General features: G+C 60.0%; 14 protein-coding genes and 4 pseudogenes. 6 read left to right on the top strand and 12 right to left on the bottom strand.

All coding sequences use genetic code 11. The annotated features are described in order from the left end of the window. Positions 1-26: 26 nt before the first annotated feature. Positions 27-290, top strand: a pseudogene (locus P0D84_RS40005) (transposase); the annotation flags it as partial. A gap of 172 nt (positions 291-462) precedes the next feature. Here the strand turns inward: P0D84_RS40005 and P0D84_RS40010 are convergent. After that, positions 463-813 (bottom strand): annotated as a pseudogene (locus P0D84_RS40010) (fumarylacetoacetate hydrolase); the annotation flags it as partial. Between the two features lie 40 nt (positions 814-853). Between P0D84_RS40010 and P0D84_RS40015 the strand changes: the two are divergent. Beyond that, on the top strand, positions 854-1,585 hold the full coding sequence (locus P0D84_RS40015; protein ID WP_408347518.1) for an IS6 family transposase: 732 nt from the start codon (positions 854-856) through the stop codon (positions 1,583-1,585). A 56-nt stretch (positions 1,586-1,641) separates the two neighbouring features. Beyond that, the gene (locus P0D84_RS40020; RefSeq protein WP_408348031.1) at positions 1,642-2,781 is read left to right on the top strand and encodes an IS110 family RNA-guided transposase; all 1,140 of its coding nucleotides are present in this window, start codon (positions 1,642-1,644) and stop codon (positions 2,779-2,781) included. A gap of 263 nt (positions 2,782-3,044) precedes the next feature. Here the strand turns inward: P0D84_RS40020 and P0D84_RS40025 are convergent. Next, positions 3,045-3,119, bottom strand: a pseudogene (locus P0D84_RS40025) (IS6 family transposase); the annotation flags it as partial. Between the two features lie 135 nt (positions 3,120-3,254). On the opposite strand from P0D84_RS40025, the gene P0D84_RS40030 reads away from it, so the two are divergent. Continuing rightward, positions 3,255-3,530, top strand: coding sequence for a glycine zipper family protein (locus P0D84_RS40030; RefSeq protein ID WP_408347521.1), 276 nt, complete (start codon positions 3,255-3,257; stop codon positions 3,528-3,530). Between the two features lie 10 nt (positions 3,531-3,540). Here P0D84_RS40030 and P0D84_RS40035 read toward each other — a convergent pair whose 3' ends face one another. The 4 genes from P0D84_RS40035 to P0D84_RS40050 form a co-directional block, all read right to left on the bottom strand. Beyond that, entirely contained in the window at positions 3,541-4,242 is a 702-nt protein-coding gene (locus tag P0D84_RS40035; protein WP_408347524.1) for an IS6 family transposase, read from the bottom strand. 441 nt (positions 4,243-4,683) lie between these two features. Continuing rightward, positions 4,684-5,970, bottom strand: a complete 1,287-nt coding sequence (locus P0D84_RS40040) for a hypothetical protein (protein WP_408347527.1) — start codon at positions 5,968-5,970, stop codon at positions 4,684-4,686. 21 nt (positions 5,971-5,991) lie between these two features. Continuing rightward, entirely contained in the window at positions 5,992-6,810 is an 819-nt protein-coding gene (locus tag P0D84_RS40045) for a peptidoglycan-binding protein (protein ID WP_408347530.1), read from the bottom strand. A gap of 357 nt (positions 6,811-7,167) precedes the next feature. After that, a complete protein-coding gene (locus P0D84_RS40050) occupies positions 7,168-7,647 on the bottom strand; it encodes a hypothetical protein (RefSeq protein ID WP_408349719.1) in 480 nt (159 codons plus the stop codon). A 315-nt stretch (positions 7,648-7,962) separates the two neighbouring features. Between P0D84_RS40050 and P0D84_RS40055 the strand changes: the two genes are divergently transcribed. Together P0D84_RS40055 and P0D84_RS40060 are read left to right on the top strand one after the other, a co-directional pair. After that, positions 7,963-8,976, top strand: coding sequence for an IS110 family RNA-guided transposase (locus tag P0D84_RS40055; protein WP_408341218.1), 1,014 nt, complete (start codon positions 7,963-7,965; stop codon positions 8,974-8,976). A gap of 417 nt (positions 8,977-9,393) precedes the next feature. After that, the gene (locus P0D84_RS40060) at positions 9,394-10,185 is read left to right on the top strand and encodes a transposase (RefSeq protein ID WP_408347534.1); all 792 of its coding nucleotides are present in this window, start codon (positions 9,394-9,396) and stop codon (positions 10,183-10,185) included. Between the two features lie 234 nt (positions 10,186-10,419). Here P0D84_RS40060 and P0D84_RS49120 read toward each other — a convergent pair whose 3' ends face one another. From P0D84_RS49120 to P0D84_RS40085, 6 genes and pseudogenes are all read right to left on the bottom strand, one after another. Then, positions 10,420-10,767: a carbohydrate-binding module family 20 domain-containing protein gene (locus P0D84_RS49120; protein ID WP_459252237.1), complete on the bottom strand. Its 348-nt coding sequence runs from the start codon at positions 10,765-10,767 to the stop codon at positions 10,420-10,422. A gap of 12 nt (positions 10,768-10,779) precedes the next feature. Further along, positions 10,780-12,336, bottom strand: a pseudogene (locus P0D84_RS40065) (glycoside hydrolase family 15 protein); the annotation flags it as partial. A gap of 44 nt (positions 12,337-12,380) precedes the next feature. Next, entirely contained in the window at positions 12,381-12,863 is a 483-nt protein-coding gene (locus P0D84_RS40070) for an alpha/beta hydrolase family protein (protein ID WP_408347540.1), read from the bottom strand. 878 nt (positions 12,864-13,741) lie between these two features. Next, the gene (locus tag P0D84_RS40075) at positions 13,742-15,340 is read right to left on the bottom strand and encodes a GMC oxidoreductase (RefSeq protein ID WP_408347543.1); all 1,599 of its coding nucleotides are present in this window, start codon (positions 15,338-15,340) and stop codon (positions 13,742-13,744) included. Continuing rightward, the gene (locus P0D84_RS40080) at positions 15,337-16,869 is read right to left on the bottom strand and encodes a patatin-like phospholipase family protein (protein ID WP_408347546.1); all 1,533 of its coding nucleotides are present in this window, start codon (positions 16,867-16,869) and stop codon (positions 15,337-15,339) included. The genes P0D84_RS40075 and P0D84_RS40080 overlap by 4 nt, the downstream gene beginning before the upstream one ends. Beyond that, positions 16,866-17,270, bottom strand: a complete 405-nt coding sequence (locus P0D84_RS40085; RefSeq protein ID WP_408347549.1) for a DUF4345 family protein — start codon at positions 17,268-17,270, stop codon at positions 16,866-16,868. The genes P0D84_RS40080 and P0D84_RS40085 overlap by 4 nt, the downstream gene beginning before the upstream one ends. Between the last annotated feature and the right edge of the window lie 2 nt (positions 17,271-17,272).

The following is a 17,272-nucleotide window of genomic DNA, read 5'->3' on the forward strand; positions in this document are numbered from 1 at the left end:
TGTTGCAACGACTCCTTGAACCTAAGCAATATACGTCGATTGCCTTCGGACGCCGCTGCCGCGAGGCAGGCGTGCAGCCATCGATGGGCACCGCAGGCGACGCCTATGACAATGCGATGTGCGAGTCGTTCTTCGGCACGCTCGAAGCCGAGCTGCTCATGCGCGAACACTTCGATACCCATGATCAGGCCAGGCGGCGTATCTTCTCCTTCCTGGAGGGCTGGTACAACGTACGCCGCCTGCACAGCAGCATCGGTTATCGCGCACCGCTCGAATTCGAAAGCCTGCATGCGCAGGAGCAAACGCCATCGCAGTGCGGGTTGCCCACCGCCGGGCAGCGTCACGGTCGTGACAGGCGACCCGCCGCCCGGCCGTGGACAACCCGAGATCCAGCAAGCCATGGAGGATCAACAACACATTAAACCCAACTGCAAATCTGTCCGTCCAACCGGGTCAACCTCAGAACAACATGAAGCCATCGGGATACTGATGGTGCTTGCCCCATGTCTGACTCACCAGGTCAAGGGGGTCACGGCTGATCTCCCGCATATGGCTGACGCCTTCGAGCAGGAAGCCGTCGTCGGTACCTTCGACGCGCAGCGAAACACTCGTTTCTCGAATCGTGTCCAGCGTGAACCGTCCGTCGAACAGGCGGATAAACGGGCCGATCGCGCATGAGCCGTTGTTGTCCTTGCATTTGCCCAGCAGCAGCGCGGAGCGGCCTTCGATGTCGCGCAGATTGACGTCGTTACCCAATGTGGCGCCCACCACCTCGCCCTTGCTGTTGACTGCGAGGACGATCTCCGGCTCTGGCGCTGTCAGGTTAGTGGAAAGGCGGCGGTAAAATGATGAAATGAAGAAGACGAAATCGCTTTATCACGGCCACCGGTTCCCCGCTGTCGTTATCAGCTGTGCTGTTCGCTGGTATTTTCGGTTCAGCCTGAGCCTGCGCGACATCGAGGAGTTGTTGCTCGAGCGCGGTGTCGTAGTCACATACGAAACGATCCGTTGCTGGTGTGACAAATTCGGCGCCGGATTCGCTCAGCGCGCCAAGGCAGTGCGGCGCAAGCCGGGTAGCACGTGGCACCTCGACGAGATGTTCGTGAAGCTGCGCGGTGAGCCGTATCTGTTATGGCGTGCGGTCGACGAACATGGTGCCGAACTGGATGTGCTGGTGCAAAAGCGTCGCGACAAGGCTGCGGCAAAGCGCTTTTTCCGGCGGGTGCTGCGTTCGAACCCGGTGCCGCGCAGGATCGTTACAGACCAGTTGCGCAGTTACCCGGCAGCGAAAGCGGATATTCCCGAACTCGCTCATGTGAAGCACGTATTTGTCAAAGCGGCGGCACGTGTGAACAATCGCGCCGAGAACAGCCATCAGCCGACCCGCAGACGCGAACGACACATGTGCGGCTTTCGCGATGCACGCCGCACACAGGCGTTTCTCTCATGCTTTGGCCCGATCAGGCAGCACTTCGCCTTGCCCAGACATCAGATGAACGCGGCATGTCATCGTGCCATACTCACGAAACGAATCGCCGCCTGGCATGGTTGGACCGTCGACGTTGAATTCCAGCATACTATCTGATCAGGATACCTATATTTAACCAGAAACGTAGCCTGTGCTCGTCAAGTTGACAAAGCCTGCGAAACGATAGCACGGTGTACGTTGGACTGGATCTTCACAAGGACTCGATCACGGTCGCCTACGCGATCGACGCGGGCGAGATCGAGCTGCTGGGCAAGACCGGTACGACCGGGGCCGACATCGATCGCCTGTGCACACGCCTGCAATCCAAGGCGCCGCACGTGCGCGTCGTGTACGAGGCAGGTCCATGTGGTTACGGGCTGTACCGTCAGCTCGTCCAGAAGGGCTTCGACTGCATGGTCTGCGCACCTTCACTGATCCCGCGCAAGCCGGGCGAGCGCGTAAAGACCGACCGGCGTGATGCCATCAAGCTGGCGCGCTCGCTGCGCGCCGACGACCTGTCGGCCGTGTACGTGCCCGGCATTGAAGACGAGGCATTCCGGGATCTCGCCCGCGCGTGGGCGGCTGCCCGCGAGGATCTGCGACGTGCACGGCATCGACTGAAGTCGTTCCTGCTCGCGCATGGCGTCCGTTATACCGGTAGCGCAAACTGGGGCGAGGCGCACCGTCGCTGGCTGGGCCGCTGTTCGTTTCCCAGCGCCTGGCAGCACCTTGCCTTTGACGAACACCGGCGCACGATCGAGGACCGGCTTGCGCAGTGCGCCCGTCTCGAAACAGCCGTACGCGAAGCGGTGATCTCCTGGCGCTTCTATCCGGTAGTGCTGGCCCTGCAGGCCATGCGGGGCGTCCAGTTCGTTACCGCCGTCGGGATGATTTCAGAAGTGGGCGACCTGTCCCGCTTCGAACACCCGCGTCAGCTGATGGCCTGGCTCGGCGTAACGCCATCCGAGCATTCATCGGGAGGCAAACGCCGCCAGGGCAGCATTACCAAAACCGGCAACAGCTACGCCCGAAGACTGCTGGTCGAAGCGGCCTGGAGTTACCGCCATCCTGCCCGCGTCAGTCCGGAAATCCAGGCCCGTCTCGAAGGTCTGCCCAAGGCCATCATCGACCGCGCCTGGGACGCCCAGGTGCGGCTGTGCCGACGATTCCGCCGGCTGACCGCGCGAGGCAAGCCCATCAACATCACGGTCGTGGCTATTGCCCGCGAACTGGCGGCGTTCATCTGGGACATCAGTCGACTGGCCATGGCGCTTGCAATACCTCGCAGCAAACCGCCCGCGGCCTGTGTGTGATTTCCCGAACAACGGAAGGAGTTTCCTGAAGGCGGCGCAGCCCGGCATCCGAGCAACCCGCGATGGTATTACGCAACGGGCATCACCAACTTGCGGCGGAAGTTAGCGGCAGGCTCATGAGGCGGACCTCTGTAATGCGGTATCCAACCCGCGGATGTCAGTGTGATCCACCGTCGAGACTTACTGCTGCGCCGCCCTCAGGAAATTCATGCGTCGATGCAACCTGGAAACCAATTTCGCGATTGACACGCAAAGTCATATCAATACCAGCGAACAGCACAGCTGATAACGACAGCGGGGAACCGGTGGCCGTGATAAAGCGATTTCGTCTTCTTCATTTCATCATTTTACCGCCGCCTTTCCACTAACCTGACAGCGCCTCCGCAGCTTCAGCACCCGACACCGCACAGTGTCAGACGTGGGCGAAACAGACGACAGGTGTGGACCCGGGTGCGCTTGCCCCGCAGGTTTCAATGCTCCCGGGTTTGCCAGGGCCGCAGGGCGAGCGCAGACGCGGCGCCGCAGGTGGCGCAGCAACGGGGGCGCTGGTCGGAGCGATCGCTGGCGACGCGGGCAAAGGGGCGGCGGTCGTCGCTGTCACCGGCGCTGTGGCAGGCGGCATGCGGATCGCGTTGACTGCCCACAGGCCTTACGCTCCAAACATAGCGCCATTGTGGTATTCATCGCGAGTATCCCGCTCACGAGGCTTTGTCGCGGTAAGGATCGAGGGACGAACGAGATCGATATGAGAAGTACTGCTTATATTGCAAGATCGTAGAATTGATCGGCGGCGGACGGATAGGTTCCGCGAGCGCACTTCATCTGTCCTTTCGCGATCATGTGCATAAGCTCAATACCGGCCAGAAGGATCCGGGCACTGCGAAAAGTCTTGAAGCCTAGCATGGGCCGGGTGCGCCGCTTGATCGCCCGATGGTCCTGCTCGACGAGGTTGTTGAGATATTTGGACTGGCGGATCTTGATAGGCGTTTCACGATCAGCATTGATCGCTTCGAGCGCGGCGAGATTGGCACCGCTTTTATCGATGGTCACCCTCTCGGGGACGCCATTCTGGGCGATAGATTTTTCAAAGTAACGCCGGGCGGCAGTCTTGTCACGATGGGCGCGCAGCAGGAAGTCGATGGTGTTGCCGTCCTTGTCGACGGCGCGGTAGAGATATTTCCAGTCGCCCTTGACGCGGATGTATGTCTCGTCCATGCGCCAGCTCTTTCCAACTGGCCGCTTGCGACGGCGAAACGCTTTCTCCAGTACCGGCAACAGCTTGAGCGCCCAGCGATGGACGGTCGAATGATCGACCGCAATCCCACGTTCGGCCATCATTTCTTCAAGATGACGCAGACTCAGCGGATACGCGACGTACCAACGCACGCACGTCAGAATCACCTCCAGCGGATAGTGCAAGCGTTTCAGTACCTTGGCCAACGCCGGGTTCAGCGTCTTCATCGATTCTCTCATCGGTGACTTTGTATCGCCGGAGTTCTACCGTCCATCTCTTACTGCGACACAACCATTCATGATCGGTTGCGCGCGATTCGAGCACGCACCGATGCGGCGTGGGGTGCTAGGGCGATGCGGCAGCGGAAACTCGCACGATCAACTTTTCCTTGGCCTTGGCCAACGCGAAGATTACGTCCTCGCACATTTGTGCCCGGGCAGAGTGCTCGCTTGTGCAGCGAGGGGAGGGAAACGGCCGATCGAGTCGCAGGGCGGTTACAGCCGCCTTTTGCCATTCGGCTGCGCACTTAGACGTGCACCCAAACGTTGGCTAGACGAACATACCCTTGATCAAACTGATTACCAACGTGTCACTCTCATATATGGTCATTCTCATCACCTTCCCGCGTATTGACAAAGCCGGAGAGGGCCGCACCGGTCACCGGCACTTCACTTCGTGAGCGGAGCCCTGTCGGGTGAGTCGAGGCTAAACACCCGCACAATCATCGCGTCGATCATTCTAAAGAATCCGTCGCCGCCATAGCCCGCGAGGAATGCGATCGCCGACGCGGACAAGGTCAGCACGCCTGCCCCGGAGTGGACTTGCGCAGCGACCGAGGCCGGCGTAAAGAACAGCCCAACAGCTAACCCGGCAATTGCGCCGATAATAAGACGGATGATGCCGAGCGTCTCATCGCGTGGCGCAAGCAGGCTGCAGGTGATCCGGTTGCCGATATCTCGAAGGAACGACGCGATTGTTCCTACCACGCCGAATACTACCGGCAAGACGTAGCTTGCATACGCGGAAAGCACCAAGGTGATCGACTGGATATTTTCCTGCTTAGCCACATAGTCGTTGCCACCCTTTTCCTCGATTCCAGGCGACGTCGGAAACGGCCACATCAACCATTTCGACGGCCACTGGTTGGCAAAACTCGCGGCGTCGGTAATTGACTTGATATAGCGCGCCTGATAGTAGGACCACTGATTGCATAGCAGTTTGATCTGGTTACTTTGCTGTGCAATCTTGTCGTCGCGGCAACGCACCGGAACGGCGTCATGCGTTTGCTGCGCGGCGGGCAACGCCGCATTTTCCTTGTCGACCTGCGCGTAAATCTGACTGGTCAGGTCGGCCGCGCTTTTCTGGTCTTCCTCGAACCGAGAAGTCACCTGCACGCCGAAAACCACGAGCCACAAGAGCAATGCAGCGAACAGCGTGAGCACAACGCCCAGCCGCGCCACACCCTTATGAAACCATCGAAAGCGCTTTGCGCTTGCTATCAGGCCGGGATATGCCGTCCCGGCAACCGAGGCGCGTGTTTGGGGGGGCACTTGGGGCGTTTTACTGACAATGGATTTGTCGGTCTCCGCAAGAAAAAGGTAGGTATAAGCAATCGTTACACCGGAAGTCGGGTATGCGATCGCATTGAGTTTGTCTTTTACGGACAGGAGTAGTGCCGAATTGTCGGCCTTAGCTTGGATGTCCGCCACTGGTTGTGGCGGATACCGCATCTCGCAAATGCGTCGAAGAACCTCGTTCGCTGAGAGTAATGTTCCGGCAGAAAACCGATCCGGAAACTTGATGTCGCCGATTTCCGAGATATGAACGTCAGGCCGCCCGGAAATATAGTCCAATAGCAGATGCACTTCATTGAGGTCGCGACTAAAAATGAGTTCATCGAAAGTGCCTGTGGAGGCTTGGACGACGTGTGGGTCATCTACTGCAGGATCGGCCATCGGAATGCCTCTGCAATGCGTCTAAACGCTGGGCGAATCGGGAATTAAGTTGACTCCACGCTGATATGCGTCTTCAAAGCGAACTAGACCATTTGTGCCACCGTTGACAAGTTGCCGCGCGGTCGCCATGTTGCCGGCAAGCAGCGCGTTCTTGATTGGAAGCTCCCGGTCCGCAAGGAAGAGCGCGAGAAGGTCGGCCGCGATGGCCGGATCGCCAGCGAGGTCTGGGTTCTCGACCAAGTCGACCGGCGTCGTGAGCTTGGGGCCGTATGTCGCATAGTTCAGTCGGCCCGTGAGCTGGATGTAACCGCGCCCCTTGAACCGCTCGCCGTCCGGGGCACCCTCATTGCCCAAGTCCTTCCGATGGTCATAAAGATCAAATGGAGTTCCCGATGGCGACGTGTTGAAGCGCGACTGTGCTTCGCTGATCGGTTCGAAACACTCCACCTCCGCGCGCACGGTCGAGAGAGCCATTAGGACCATCGGCTTATCGGCCACCCGGTTATTCACTAGAGCCAGAAGTACCGTAGGCAAGTTCTGGCTGATGTGTCCAATCGGTGTCTGCGGAAACATTTGACTGACGACCTCGACTGTCACTCCCGGAATGGCAGAGGGTAGCGCATCCGAATCGGCGAGGCCGAGCGCGGAGAGGGTACGCGGCCCTGCCACGCCGTCGGGCAACAGGCCCTCGCTTTTCTGAAAGGCCATTACCGCCGCAACAGTACCCTGCCCGTACATGCCGTCGATCGCACCGGGATTGAAACCACGCTGTGCGAGCGCTTGCTGCAACGCCTTCACGTCGTCACCGCTGTCTGCCTGTTGAAGCGGTCCCGTCGGCATAGCCATCTCCTACTGCTCTTCCGCAAGCGCGTGCCAGTTATTGGAGCGCTAAATCTGGATAGTTCAGACATTAGTCGCTAACGCGGAAATCTCCAGAACAAAACGGGTTTTTATGTTGCCTAGCGCACGCTCACCGCAGCCAAGCTTTTACGTTCAACTGGTTGCGGGTTTCCCTCTAGCGCGAGCTGGAGGCAGCGAAGCGATGTGGCATGAGCGCGCAGGGGAGATTTGAGTTGTGAAAAAAATGCGATCGTTATGTTACTTTGAGCGATCAATGGTCAGGATTGCAGATGACATGGGCGTGACGCTTCATGGCGCGCTGCGCCATCGCCATGGTGCTGGCACCAGCGCTGATTGTCAGCAGTAGTGCCGCAGGTTGATCATCGTGTAAGCGAGGGTCTTGAAGGCGTAATGGACCGGGCTCAGACGCTCGAAGCGAAGCAGCAGGCGCCGGAACTTGTCCTCCCAGGCGAAGACCCGCTCGATGGTCCTGAAGCGCTCCTCGAAAATGGCCGGGTCGAAGCGCAGTTTGCGGCCCCGCTTCGGCGCTTTACGTCCACGCGGATTTTCGGGAATGTTGGGAATCATGTCCCGGTTGAAAATCGCCTTGCGATTGACCCGGCAGTCGTAGACGCCGTCCAGACTGACCGTTGAGCCTTGCAGGTCCATGCCAATGGCGCGGGCCATGTGGCTCAGTCTGGGCAGCGCGTCACGCAACAGCGGCGATTCGTTGCGGTTGCCCGGGGCAGAAACGAATGGTGCGATCACGTTGCAGCGGCGATCGCAGAAGGCGACCACCTTGTCGCCTTTCAGGTGTTTGTGTCCGCTGTACCCCAGGTTGTCGCCGCCCTTCTTCGCAGCAGTGGTCGTGCCGTCGCCGTCAACTGGTTGCGGGTTTTCTGAGGGGGCTAAATTTGTCTGCGAGCCGCATCAGGACTGGATTTGGTGGTCTGCGCGGCCGGATCGGTTAAAGTCCAGATTTGTGGATGTTGCGGATGGCTGGAGGTCAATGCGGGCAAGCGATTCCAACGAAACTAAGTGTTGAGCAGTTCGAGCAATTTGAAAATCATCTAGCGGGCCTCCCACCGTCGCCATGGAGGCGACGGGGTTTAAAGTGAGTTTGCGAAGTGCTTTAACCAGAAGGAGGCTGAGATGAAATATAGCGGAATTGACCTGCATTCGAACAACAGCGTGGTGAGTGTCACCGACGAAGCAGACGGGGTTGTCGCTGAGAAGCGCCTCCCCAACGATTTGTCGAAGATTCTCGCGTTTCTCGCGCCATGGCAAGCGGAGCTCGCGGGCGTCGTGGTCGAGTCGACCTTCAACTGGTACTGGCTCGTCGATGGTCTGCAGGCGGCCGGCTTCACTGTGCACCTGGCACACACCGCGGCCATCAAGAAATACGACGGGCTCAAGCACAGTGGCGATGAAACCGATGCCCGTTACCTGGCGCAGCTGCTGCGCCTTGGAATTCTTCCCACCGGCACCATCCTCTCGCCGGAGCACCGTGCCGTACGCGATCTGGCCAGGAAACGCATGCAACTGGTCCGCAGCCGCACCAGCCATATTCTCGCGGTTGAGAACATTACGGCACGCCAGTTCGGCACGCGGATCACGAGCAATCAGGTCAAGCGGCTGGGCGAAGAAGCGATCAATCAGATGCGGCTGCCAGACGACGTCGCACTCGCGCTCCGGGCCAACGTCGCAGTGATCACAACGTTGTGTGCGCAAATCGACGTCCTGGAAAAGCGTCTTCAGGAAAAGGTCGCACCGAACCCCGACTATGCATTGCTCACTACGGTGCCGGGCATCGGCCAGACACTGGCAACCGTCATCCTGCTGGAGACCGGCCCCATCGAGCGCTTCTCCGGCGCCGGTAACTTCGCGTCGTACGCCCGTTGCGTGGACAGCCAGCACACGAGCAACGGCAAGAAAAAAGGCGAAGGCAACATCAGGAATGGCAACCCGTATCTGTCCTGGGCGTTCATCGAAGCGGCCAACCTCGCGCTGCGCTATTGCGCCGAGGCCAGACGGTTCTATGAGCGCAAGAAAGGCAGAAGCAACACTATCCTGGCCCGCAAGGCTTTGTCGCACAAGCTCGCCCGCGCATGCTTCCATATTCTGAAGGACCACAAACCGTTCGATACGACACGCTGCTTTACATAAGCTTCCGGACGTCGGGCGGCAAGCCCCGTGGCAAGACTGAGCTCCAGCTCCGGGAATTTGAATGGGATGCCGTGCCGCCGTCCCCCGATGTGCAGTCAAAGCGGATCGCCCGCAATACGAGCCACCGATGGATTGGCGCCCAGATGTTGGGCAACCCTTGAATTTGTACGAACCCCATGGACGTATTGCGGTACCAATGTTCTTCTGGGGCGGCACCGCCGCCAGGGCGAAAGGCGCCGGTAGCATTGCCGCTCGCTTGAACCTGATGGGTGTCTGGTGCGATTCGTCGCAGCCAGGAAATGAAGAAACGGACGCGTTCGGCCGACGCATTCGGGTACCAGAGTTCGAAACCGGCTGTTGAGGCAGTCGATGGTGGTGTTTGCTCACTTGACGCAGGCCCGCTAATGGGTGGGTGTCTTGCCGCATCTGAGCCGGGGCCGGCGCGGACCGGCACCGACGCTGACGTTGCACAAGATCTTCAACTACATCCTTCAGCTGCTGTACATGGGCTGTCAGTGGAAGGTGCTGCCGATCGAAAAGAATGACGAAGGTCGTCCTGAAATCCACTACACGCGCATCTCTCGGGCGTTGCGGCGATGGCAAGCCGATGGCTGCATCGACGCGATTTTCGCAGTCTCGGTGCACAGGCTTCATCAGGACCAGCTCCTGGACCTCACGGTCATTCACGGCGACGGCACGACCACTGCCGCGAAGAAGGGCGGCGACAACCTGGGGTACAGCGGACACAAACACCTGAAAGGCGACAAGGTGGTCGCCTTCTGCGATCGCCGCTGCAACGTGATCGCACCATTCGTTTCTGCCCCGGGCAACCGCAACGAATCGCCGCTGTTGCGTGACGCGCTGCCCAGACTGAGCCACATGGCCCGCGCCATCGGCATGGACCTGCAAGGCTCAACGGTCAGCCTGGACGGCGTCTACGACTGCCGGGCCAACCGCAAGGCGATTTACAACCGGGACATGATTCCCAACATTCCCGAAAATCCGCGCGGACGTAAAGCGCCGAAGCGGGGCCGAAAACTGCGCTTCGACCCAGCCATTTTCGAGGAGCGCTTCAGGACCATCGAGCGGGTCTTCGCCTGGGAGGACAAGTTCCGGCGCCTGCTGCTTCGCTTCGAGCGTCTGAGCCCGGTCCATTACGCCTTCAAGACCCTCGCTTACACGATGATCTACCTGCGGCACTACTGCTGACAATCAGCGCTGGTGCCAGCACCATGGCGATGGCGCAGCGCGCCATGAAGCGCCACGCCCATGTCATCTGCAATCCTGACAATTGATCGCTCAAAGTAACATAACGATCGCATTTTTTTCACAACTCAGATCTCCCCTGCACGCTCATGCCACATCGCTTCGCTGCCTCCAGCTCGCGCTAGAGGGAAACCCGCAACCAGTTGGCTTTTAAACAAGACGGCGCGGGCGCGGCGTTTACCAGCCCACTGAATCATTCAACGCAGTGCTGCCCGAAGGCGGCACATTCAGCATGCGATTGCCGTTGCCCGGCAAGTTCTCCCACGTCACGCTGCCGTCCGCATTCTTGCGGTAGTACTTGTATTGGACGCTGCCGCTCGCCGGTAGATTGACCGTGTTGTTCCACACTGGATAGTTGGCGGAGTCCACTGGCAAGCCAAGATCGGTGTTCCAGTTGCCGAGAGCGTGGGTGCTACCTGTCACGTACATGTACTGCCCGGGCTGCGTCTTTGCGTTGACGCTGATCGTGACGCCGACCTGCCCGGCGGCGGGTTTTATCACGCAGTTGCTATAACGCGCGCACACGATGGACGGAGTAGCAGCGCGCGCGTTGTCGCTGTTGTCTTCGGCAATGCGCGCAGCGGCTACGAGCCCCGCGACTTCCGCCGCGATCGTGGACGGCGAATAGCCCGAGTTCTCCTCCCGGCGGTCCTCATAGGTCCACGGCCCCGTGCGAACAATATAGTCGGCGCTCAGGCGGATATTCGGCCACAGCGCGTTGTAGACGGCCGGCCCAAGACGCCACGCGAGCAGGATCGGCCTCGCCTGCTCGTCCATCTGCGTGCCTTGCCAATACTGCGCGCCGTTCACCCATGAATTCTGCGGGAAACGGCCGATGCGGCTGAAACCTTGCTGGCATTTGTTGGCATCGTATTCGGCGTTGCCGCAGTCGGCTTTCTGTTGCTGCGTGTTGAAAAGATAGTTGACGACCGCGGCGGCTGTCGTAGTATCGCCGGCGGTGATGAGCGCATTGGCGAACTTGAATAGATCGCGCGCCCACACGAGGTGATAACCACCGGCGTCGCTATCGCCCTGCGTTTCGCCCCATGGCGTGCCGATGCCTGCAATCATTGCGCTATTGCTCTTGTCCTGCATTGTCTTGAGCGTCATCGTGGAGAGGTAGTACTCGTCGTTCGCGGTGCCGTTCTGCGTCGAGAGGCCCGATGCATAGCGATGCCAGGCAATGTCGTATTGCGAGCGCAAACCGCCGAGGCTGTCGCCGAGCGTAGCGCTTGCCGTCTGCATCGCATTGCTCGCGGACGTGCTGTCGAACGACAGCACGATGTCAAACGAGAGGCTGGTTGCGCGGCCGGCGCCAAGGTCGAGCCAGCCCATCTGCGCGACATTGCCGTTGGTCGCGGACGAATAGGTCCAGTCCATCTTTCTATCCGGCGATGTCCCGCCGAGCAGATCGGTCCAGCCGTCGCTTTTTCCGATGAAGCCGTTCGACACCATCATCGTGCCGCCTTGCACCTTCCACGGCAGCGATGATGCAAGCGCTGAATAGCGCGAGTTGTGGTTGCCAACCAGCATCGTGCGGCCATTGCTCGCCTCTGCGGTGAAGCTCGTGTTGCCAGAACCGGCGTTGTCGAGATGCGGTTTGAACAGCAGATAGAGGTTGTAATCGCTAACGTGGGTGCCGTTCAATGCCCGGAACGTGACGCGCTCGATCAGCGAATTGCGCGTGGGATCGCTGTAGATGACCTTGACGATCTGCGAGTTGTGCGGGGCATTGCCTGTCGCGACTTGCCAGCTCATCGTGTGCGGATCGGTCCGCGCGGAGGTATAGGGCTGGAGCTTCTCCTCGTCGACGAAAGTGGCAGCGGTATCGCCGACGAGAAACTGCAAGTCGACCGTCGCCGTCGTGTCGAGCACCGGGTAGTAGACCTCCGACACGATGCCGCGATAACCCGTGAAATAGATCTGCGACGCCGGATTCAGTGCCGTCCCGAGAAAGGACTTCTGCGCCGGCCCATGCATCGCGGGCAAGCCGGGACTACCAAATGCCTCGCCTGAGCTCGTTGCATGAGCGGCGCCTATCAGCAGTGCGGCGACGACCGTCGCCGCCGCACGAAAGACGGTATGGAGTTTCATTGCGTGTCTCTCCTCGATCTACCGCTGCCTCGCGTTTCCGTCGATCAGTGACTCGCGCCCGAAGTCAGCCGATCGATCATGTTGCGGATCGCGCGCATCTGAACGCTTTGCTGGTCGGCGAAGTGATTGCCCGTGTAGCCCCACGAGTCCCAGCATCCATTCGGATTCAAGCCGGGAATCGACACCGCCTGCGGAAATAGCACGACGATCTGGTTGCTGTCCGCCCATTGCGTGTAGCCCGCATGCCGAACGAACGTCGTGCCGAAGAGGAGGCCGCTGCCCGGCGGCGAATCGATCGGCAAATAGTCCTGGCCCTGCTCGCAGCCGTGTAGCGCGATGTGCAGGCGGCACGGTGCACCGGCATCGCATGCGCTCGGCGCGTAGAGCCAGCCGCTGCTGTCCATGCCCGTGGTCCAGGTGAAACTCGAAGGACGGTCGGTTGGCAGGTAGCGGTTCTGATCGAAACGCAGGTAGCGGCCTTTTTTGCGCTGTCGTCGTTGCGGGCGGCGCGAGTGGGGCGGGACCATAGATCCAGCTGAGTATGTCCTTTGCGCCATCCACATTGCACTTGCCGATGAATGGCGACACGGTCTTCGAGCATGCCACGCCGTAGTTGAGTGTCGGCATGGTATGGCCCGCGTCGTTCAGTTCGATTGTCGACACGTTTTGCGCAGGCACGCCGAGTGCCGCGTAGTACGCCTGCAACTGCGTGACCACCGGCCGTGGCACGGTGGTGTCGTCCGCACCGGAGAGGGTGACGACGCGTTGTCGCACGATGTTTGCGGCGTCGTCGATGAGATGATTGGCCGAGGATGTCTTCGTGAACGCCACGAGCGTCGGGACGTCGGTGCTGGTCTGCGTGACCTGGCACAAGCTTGGCGGCTGGATGGTGCACGAGCACTTTGTCGTCGCGATCAGCACGTCGTTTTGCGAGCAGTAATAGGGGCCGGCCGCGACGACGCCCACGCCCTTGATGATGGACGAATATGCCACCGCCAGTTGCACCGCCATAAAACCGCCGGACGAAATTCCCGAGACAGACGTCTGGCTGATGTCGATGTTCAGCGCCGGTAGCGGCGGGTAAGTGATCGGGGCCGCGAAGCAGTTAGCCGACAATGCCCACAGCGTGACGGCACAGATAGACGGGATGATTTTCATCGGTTTGCCTCACGATGGGTTGTGTTTGCTTGCAGAAGCATTGCGAAAAAAACCCCAACTGATACGTGGACAACTCGAATACTTCACAGGATCTTTCATGCGACACAGCCATTTCGGTTGGGGATGTCTTGGGAAGATTGGCATTGTTCCTTATAGACGGCACTGAGCGCTCAATTGTCTTCGAGACGTGCAAGAGCCTCGGCGACCGTCGGACGCGTTAGTTCGGGGCCGACTCAGGACGTGTCGATCAGGTTTTGTTGAGCAACAAGGCGACGTTGCGTTCAGCCAGCGCAGCGATTGTGCGCGATGGGTTCAGCCCCAACGCTCGCGGGACAATGGCGCCGTCCATCACGTATAGATCGTCGTAGCCAAATACCTTCCCATTCGCGTCGACGACACCATCCGCCGCAGTGAGGCCCATGTTGCAACCGCCAAGCGGGTGAGGGGTGATCAGCTTGTGCAACTTGCTCCACGTCGGTGGGATGAAAGGACGGCCGCCGGTGGCGACCGACAGGCGCTCGTGTGCGTCGATCATCGCATCGACCACCACCTGCGATCGCGTGTACGACCAGTCGAGTCGCAGCTCACGGCGCCACGGGGCATGCCAGCAGCGACCTAGGCGCATCCGCCCGTCGCCCGGATCGACCGCCTGCCCGAACCACGGCATCATGTTGTTGAAGGGGTCCTCGGAATCAAAATGGCGCGCGAAGCTGCGCCAGAAGGTGCGCAACGCGCCATGAGGCGTTCGCTGAAGCCGGCGTTGCACGAGGTCATGAGTAAGATCCGGCACCCCACCGTCTTCCACGAACAGTGACTGGCCGTTGGCGCCAGCATGGTCCAGCAGATCGATCGCGGCGGAAATAGTCACGCCATGCGATGGGGAAATCTTGCGGCTCCGATAGAACGTTGCAGTGACGAAGTCGCCATTGAACGCCCATCCGCAGCCGAGTCGCGAAGACAGATTGGGCAGCGAGCGATGTTCGTCGCGACAGCGTAGCAGCAACTCGGTGCTTCCGATTGACCCGGCGCTAAGGATTATCCTGGCTGCCGTGGCGGTCCCAGGCGTGCAGCTGCCTCCTGAGCGGTCGACGACATTGAAATGCACACGCCATCCAGGGCTGAGTGGCTCGATCTTTTGCACCACATGCAGCGGCAGGATCTTTGCGCCGTGGCGCTCGGCTACGGCGAGATAGTTAAGGTCGAGGGTGTTCTTCGCCGACACCTGGCAGCCGATGTCACAGTTGCCGCAGTGTACGCACGTGCCTTGCTCCACTCCATGCACGTTGGTGAACCTGAACGAATGGCTGTCGCTGCGGGCATCGGGCAATGACGGATCGTAATCGGGCGAGAAGCTTACGGCCAGCGGTAGCTTTCGAAAGCGGTCGCCCCAGCCGCACGCCTCGGCGGCCTCGCGCATGAGTCGCGTGCGTTCGCTGAACTGGTTGTCGGGCAGCTCCTGTACGCAGAGCATGTTGCCAACGATCTCATAGTAGGGCTTAAGCGCTTCATACGTGATCTCCGGCGGCCAACCGCGGTCGAAGGCGTCACGTTTTGCTTCGACCGAGACATTGGCGTAGATCAGCGATCCTCCGCCCACACCCGCGGCAGCGACCACCCACATGTTCGAGAATGTGCGCAGGTCGGCCCAGCCATTGAATCGTTGCGGTCGCTGCTGGTTCCACAACCAGGACTCGGCATCGTTGCGCGGATAGGTCTGCGGCGGGGTCCAGCGCCGGCCACGTTCCAGCACCAGCACGTCTTGTCCCGCCTCCGCGAGACGACAGGCCGCAACTGCACCGCCAAAGCCGCTACCAACAACAATCACATCGTGCTCGAACGTGCTCATGTCGGCGATCTCCTGATATAGATGCGCCACAGTTCAGATACGAAAAACCTGAAGAACCGCCAGATCGCATGTGCTGCCTGTTGCGAGTTCTGAGCATTCGTGGCGTGAACCGTATGCATCAGTCGAAGGAGCTGGGGCACGCCAAGGTGCAGCACGCCGGCGCCGACCACGGGTCCGTTCGCATCGCCGCCCTGATGCAACGTCGTGTAAAGCGTCGTCGTCTCGCCCCACATCCTGAACAGGCTGCCAATGCGGACATGCTTCTTGCCCGCAAGATAGTACGGTTGGCCCGCGTAACGAAATCCGATTTCGTAGATCATGTAGGTTAGCTGTGGATCGTCGCTGGGCGTGAACAGGCCGAAGAGGCCCGACTCCGATGGCATCGCGAGTCCAAAAGGGGTGAAATCTATGTGGCCCGTCAGGCCACCGAGGTGACGAGGGTCGGCGATGAAGGCAGCCATGTCGTCGATGTGAATCGTGGCGTTCATGGTCAGCGGGGAAGTATCTGCATCGCTTTCGACGGCAAGTGGGTCGGTAGCCCCGATGCGAAAGCCTCCCGCCATCGTCTCGCGGAAGCTCAGCCCCACGCCGGGCTCGCGCATGGCAGATGCGCTCGGGTTCAGCGGTGACGGAGTACCGAGGCGCAACGTGCGTCGCGCGTCACGGTAGCCCATGTCGATCAGTGTCGCGGCATCGATCCGGCCCAGATAAAAATCGGGGTCGAGGGGGAGAGGGCGCTCCGGTTTGATCACATGCACGGTAATGGGCTGGTCATGGCCAAAGACAACCTCGCCGCCCGCGATCCTGCGATTGAAATCCGCGATCGTCTCCAATTCCCGGTTAAGCGAGCCTGTAGCGCTCATCTCGATCATGTGCACGTACTGGTTGAATGCGCCATTGCGGTAGACGGGCGTGTTGCCGATGCACCAGACGAGCCAAAGTTCGCGCGCGCCCCGCTCGACACAACTCAGTAGATTGGCGTCTTTGATCCAGACTGCATCCGTCCAGGTCTTGCCGTTGGCCTTCACGGCGGGCATGAAGATAGGTAGCGAGGCGGCTGCGACTAGCCGCTGCAGGTCAAGCTGTGGGTGGGAGATGGGCACCACGGTCTTGTCGTCGAAACAACAGGCATTGAAGGACCCATCAATGCCAATCGCCGCGCGGATCAGATCGATGGAGATGCCCAGAGCTGGATAGACGTGCTCCGTCAGGCCGGCAGCGCTACCCAACGCGCTCATGTTTGCTATGTGCAAATATTCAGGTGCCGGCCGTAGCGCGGCGAACTCCTTGACTGGCAGTGCGCGCCAACGAGCGCACAACTCATCGGGCGGCACGCCGGACAACAAGGCAGCCAGGTTGATCGTGCCGCCAGAGGCACCGTCGGCATGACTGAATCGCAGGCCCTCGTCAATTAACGCCTTGACTGCGCCCGCCTGATAGGCCACACGCATGCCGCCGCCGGCCAGCACCAGTGCGCGACGAACAGAGGGGTTGTCAGCCGCGATAGGCGGGCAATGGTTTGCGCTCACGACGTCCTCCCGCGCCAGACTACCCCCCACACCAGGAATCCCGTCACAGCCTCCAGTACACAGAACGCGATGAAGGCCTTGGTGGGGATGCCATCGACGATACAACTCAGTACGCGGGCCGCGACACCGGCGCACAGGCCGCCGAGAAACACGCGTGATGCAGTGCGAGGCAAAAAGATTTCGTTCCGAAAAACCCGACAAAACGCACCGAAGCCCAGTTCGATCCCTTTGAGAAAGCGATATTGGCTGAGAAAGGTGGCCCAGTGCAGTTCGTCGATCGAATCCAGTCGCACTTCGAAGATGTGAGGAAGCTCCCACGCGGCAATGAAGATTCCGCTTCCACCGATGCCCAGAAGCATCAGCGTGTAGCCCCAGAAGAAAAGGCGCGCCATTCGTTCCATTG

Origin of the sequence: Paraburkholderia sp. RL17-337-BIB-A, from assembly GCF_046025895.1 — a bacterium.
GTDB lineage: Bacteria > Pseudomonadota > Gammaproteobacteria > Burkholderiales > Burkholderiaceae > Paraburkholderia > Paraburkholderia fungorum_C.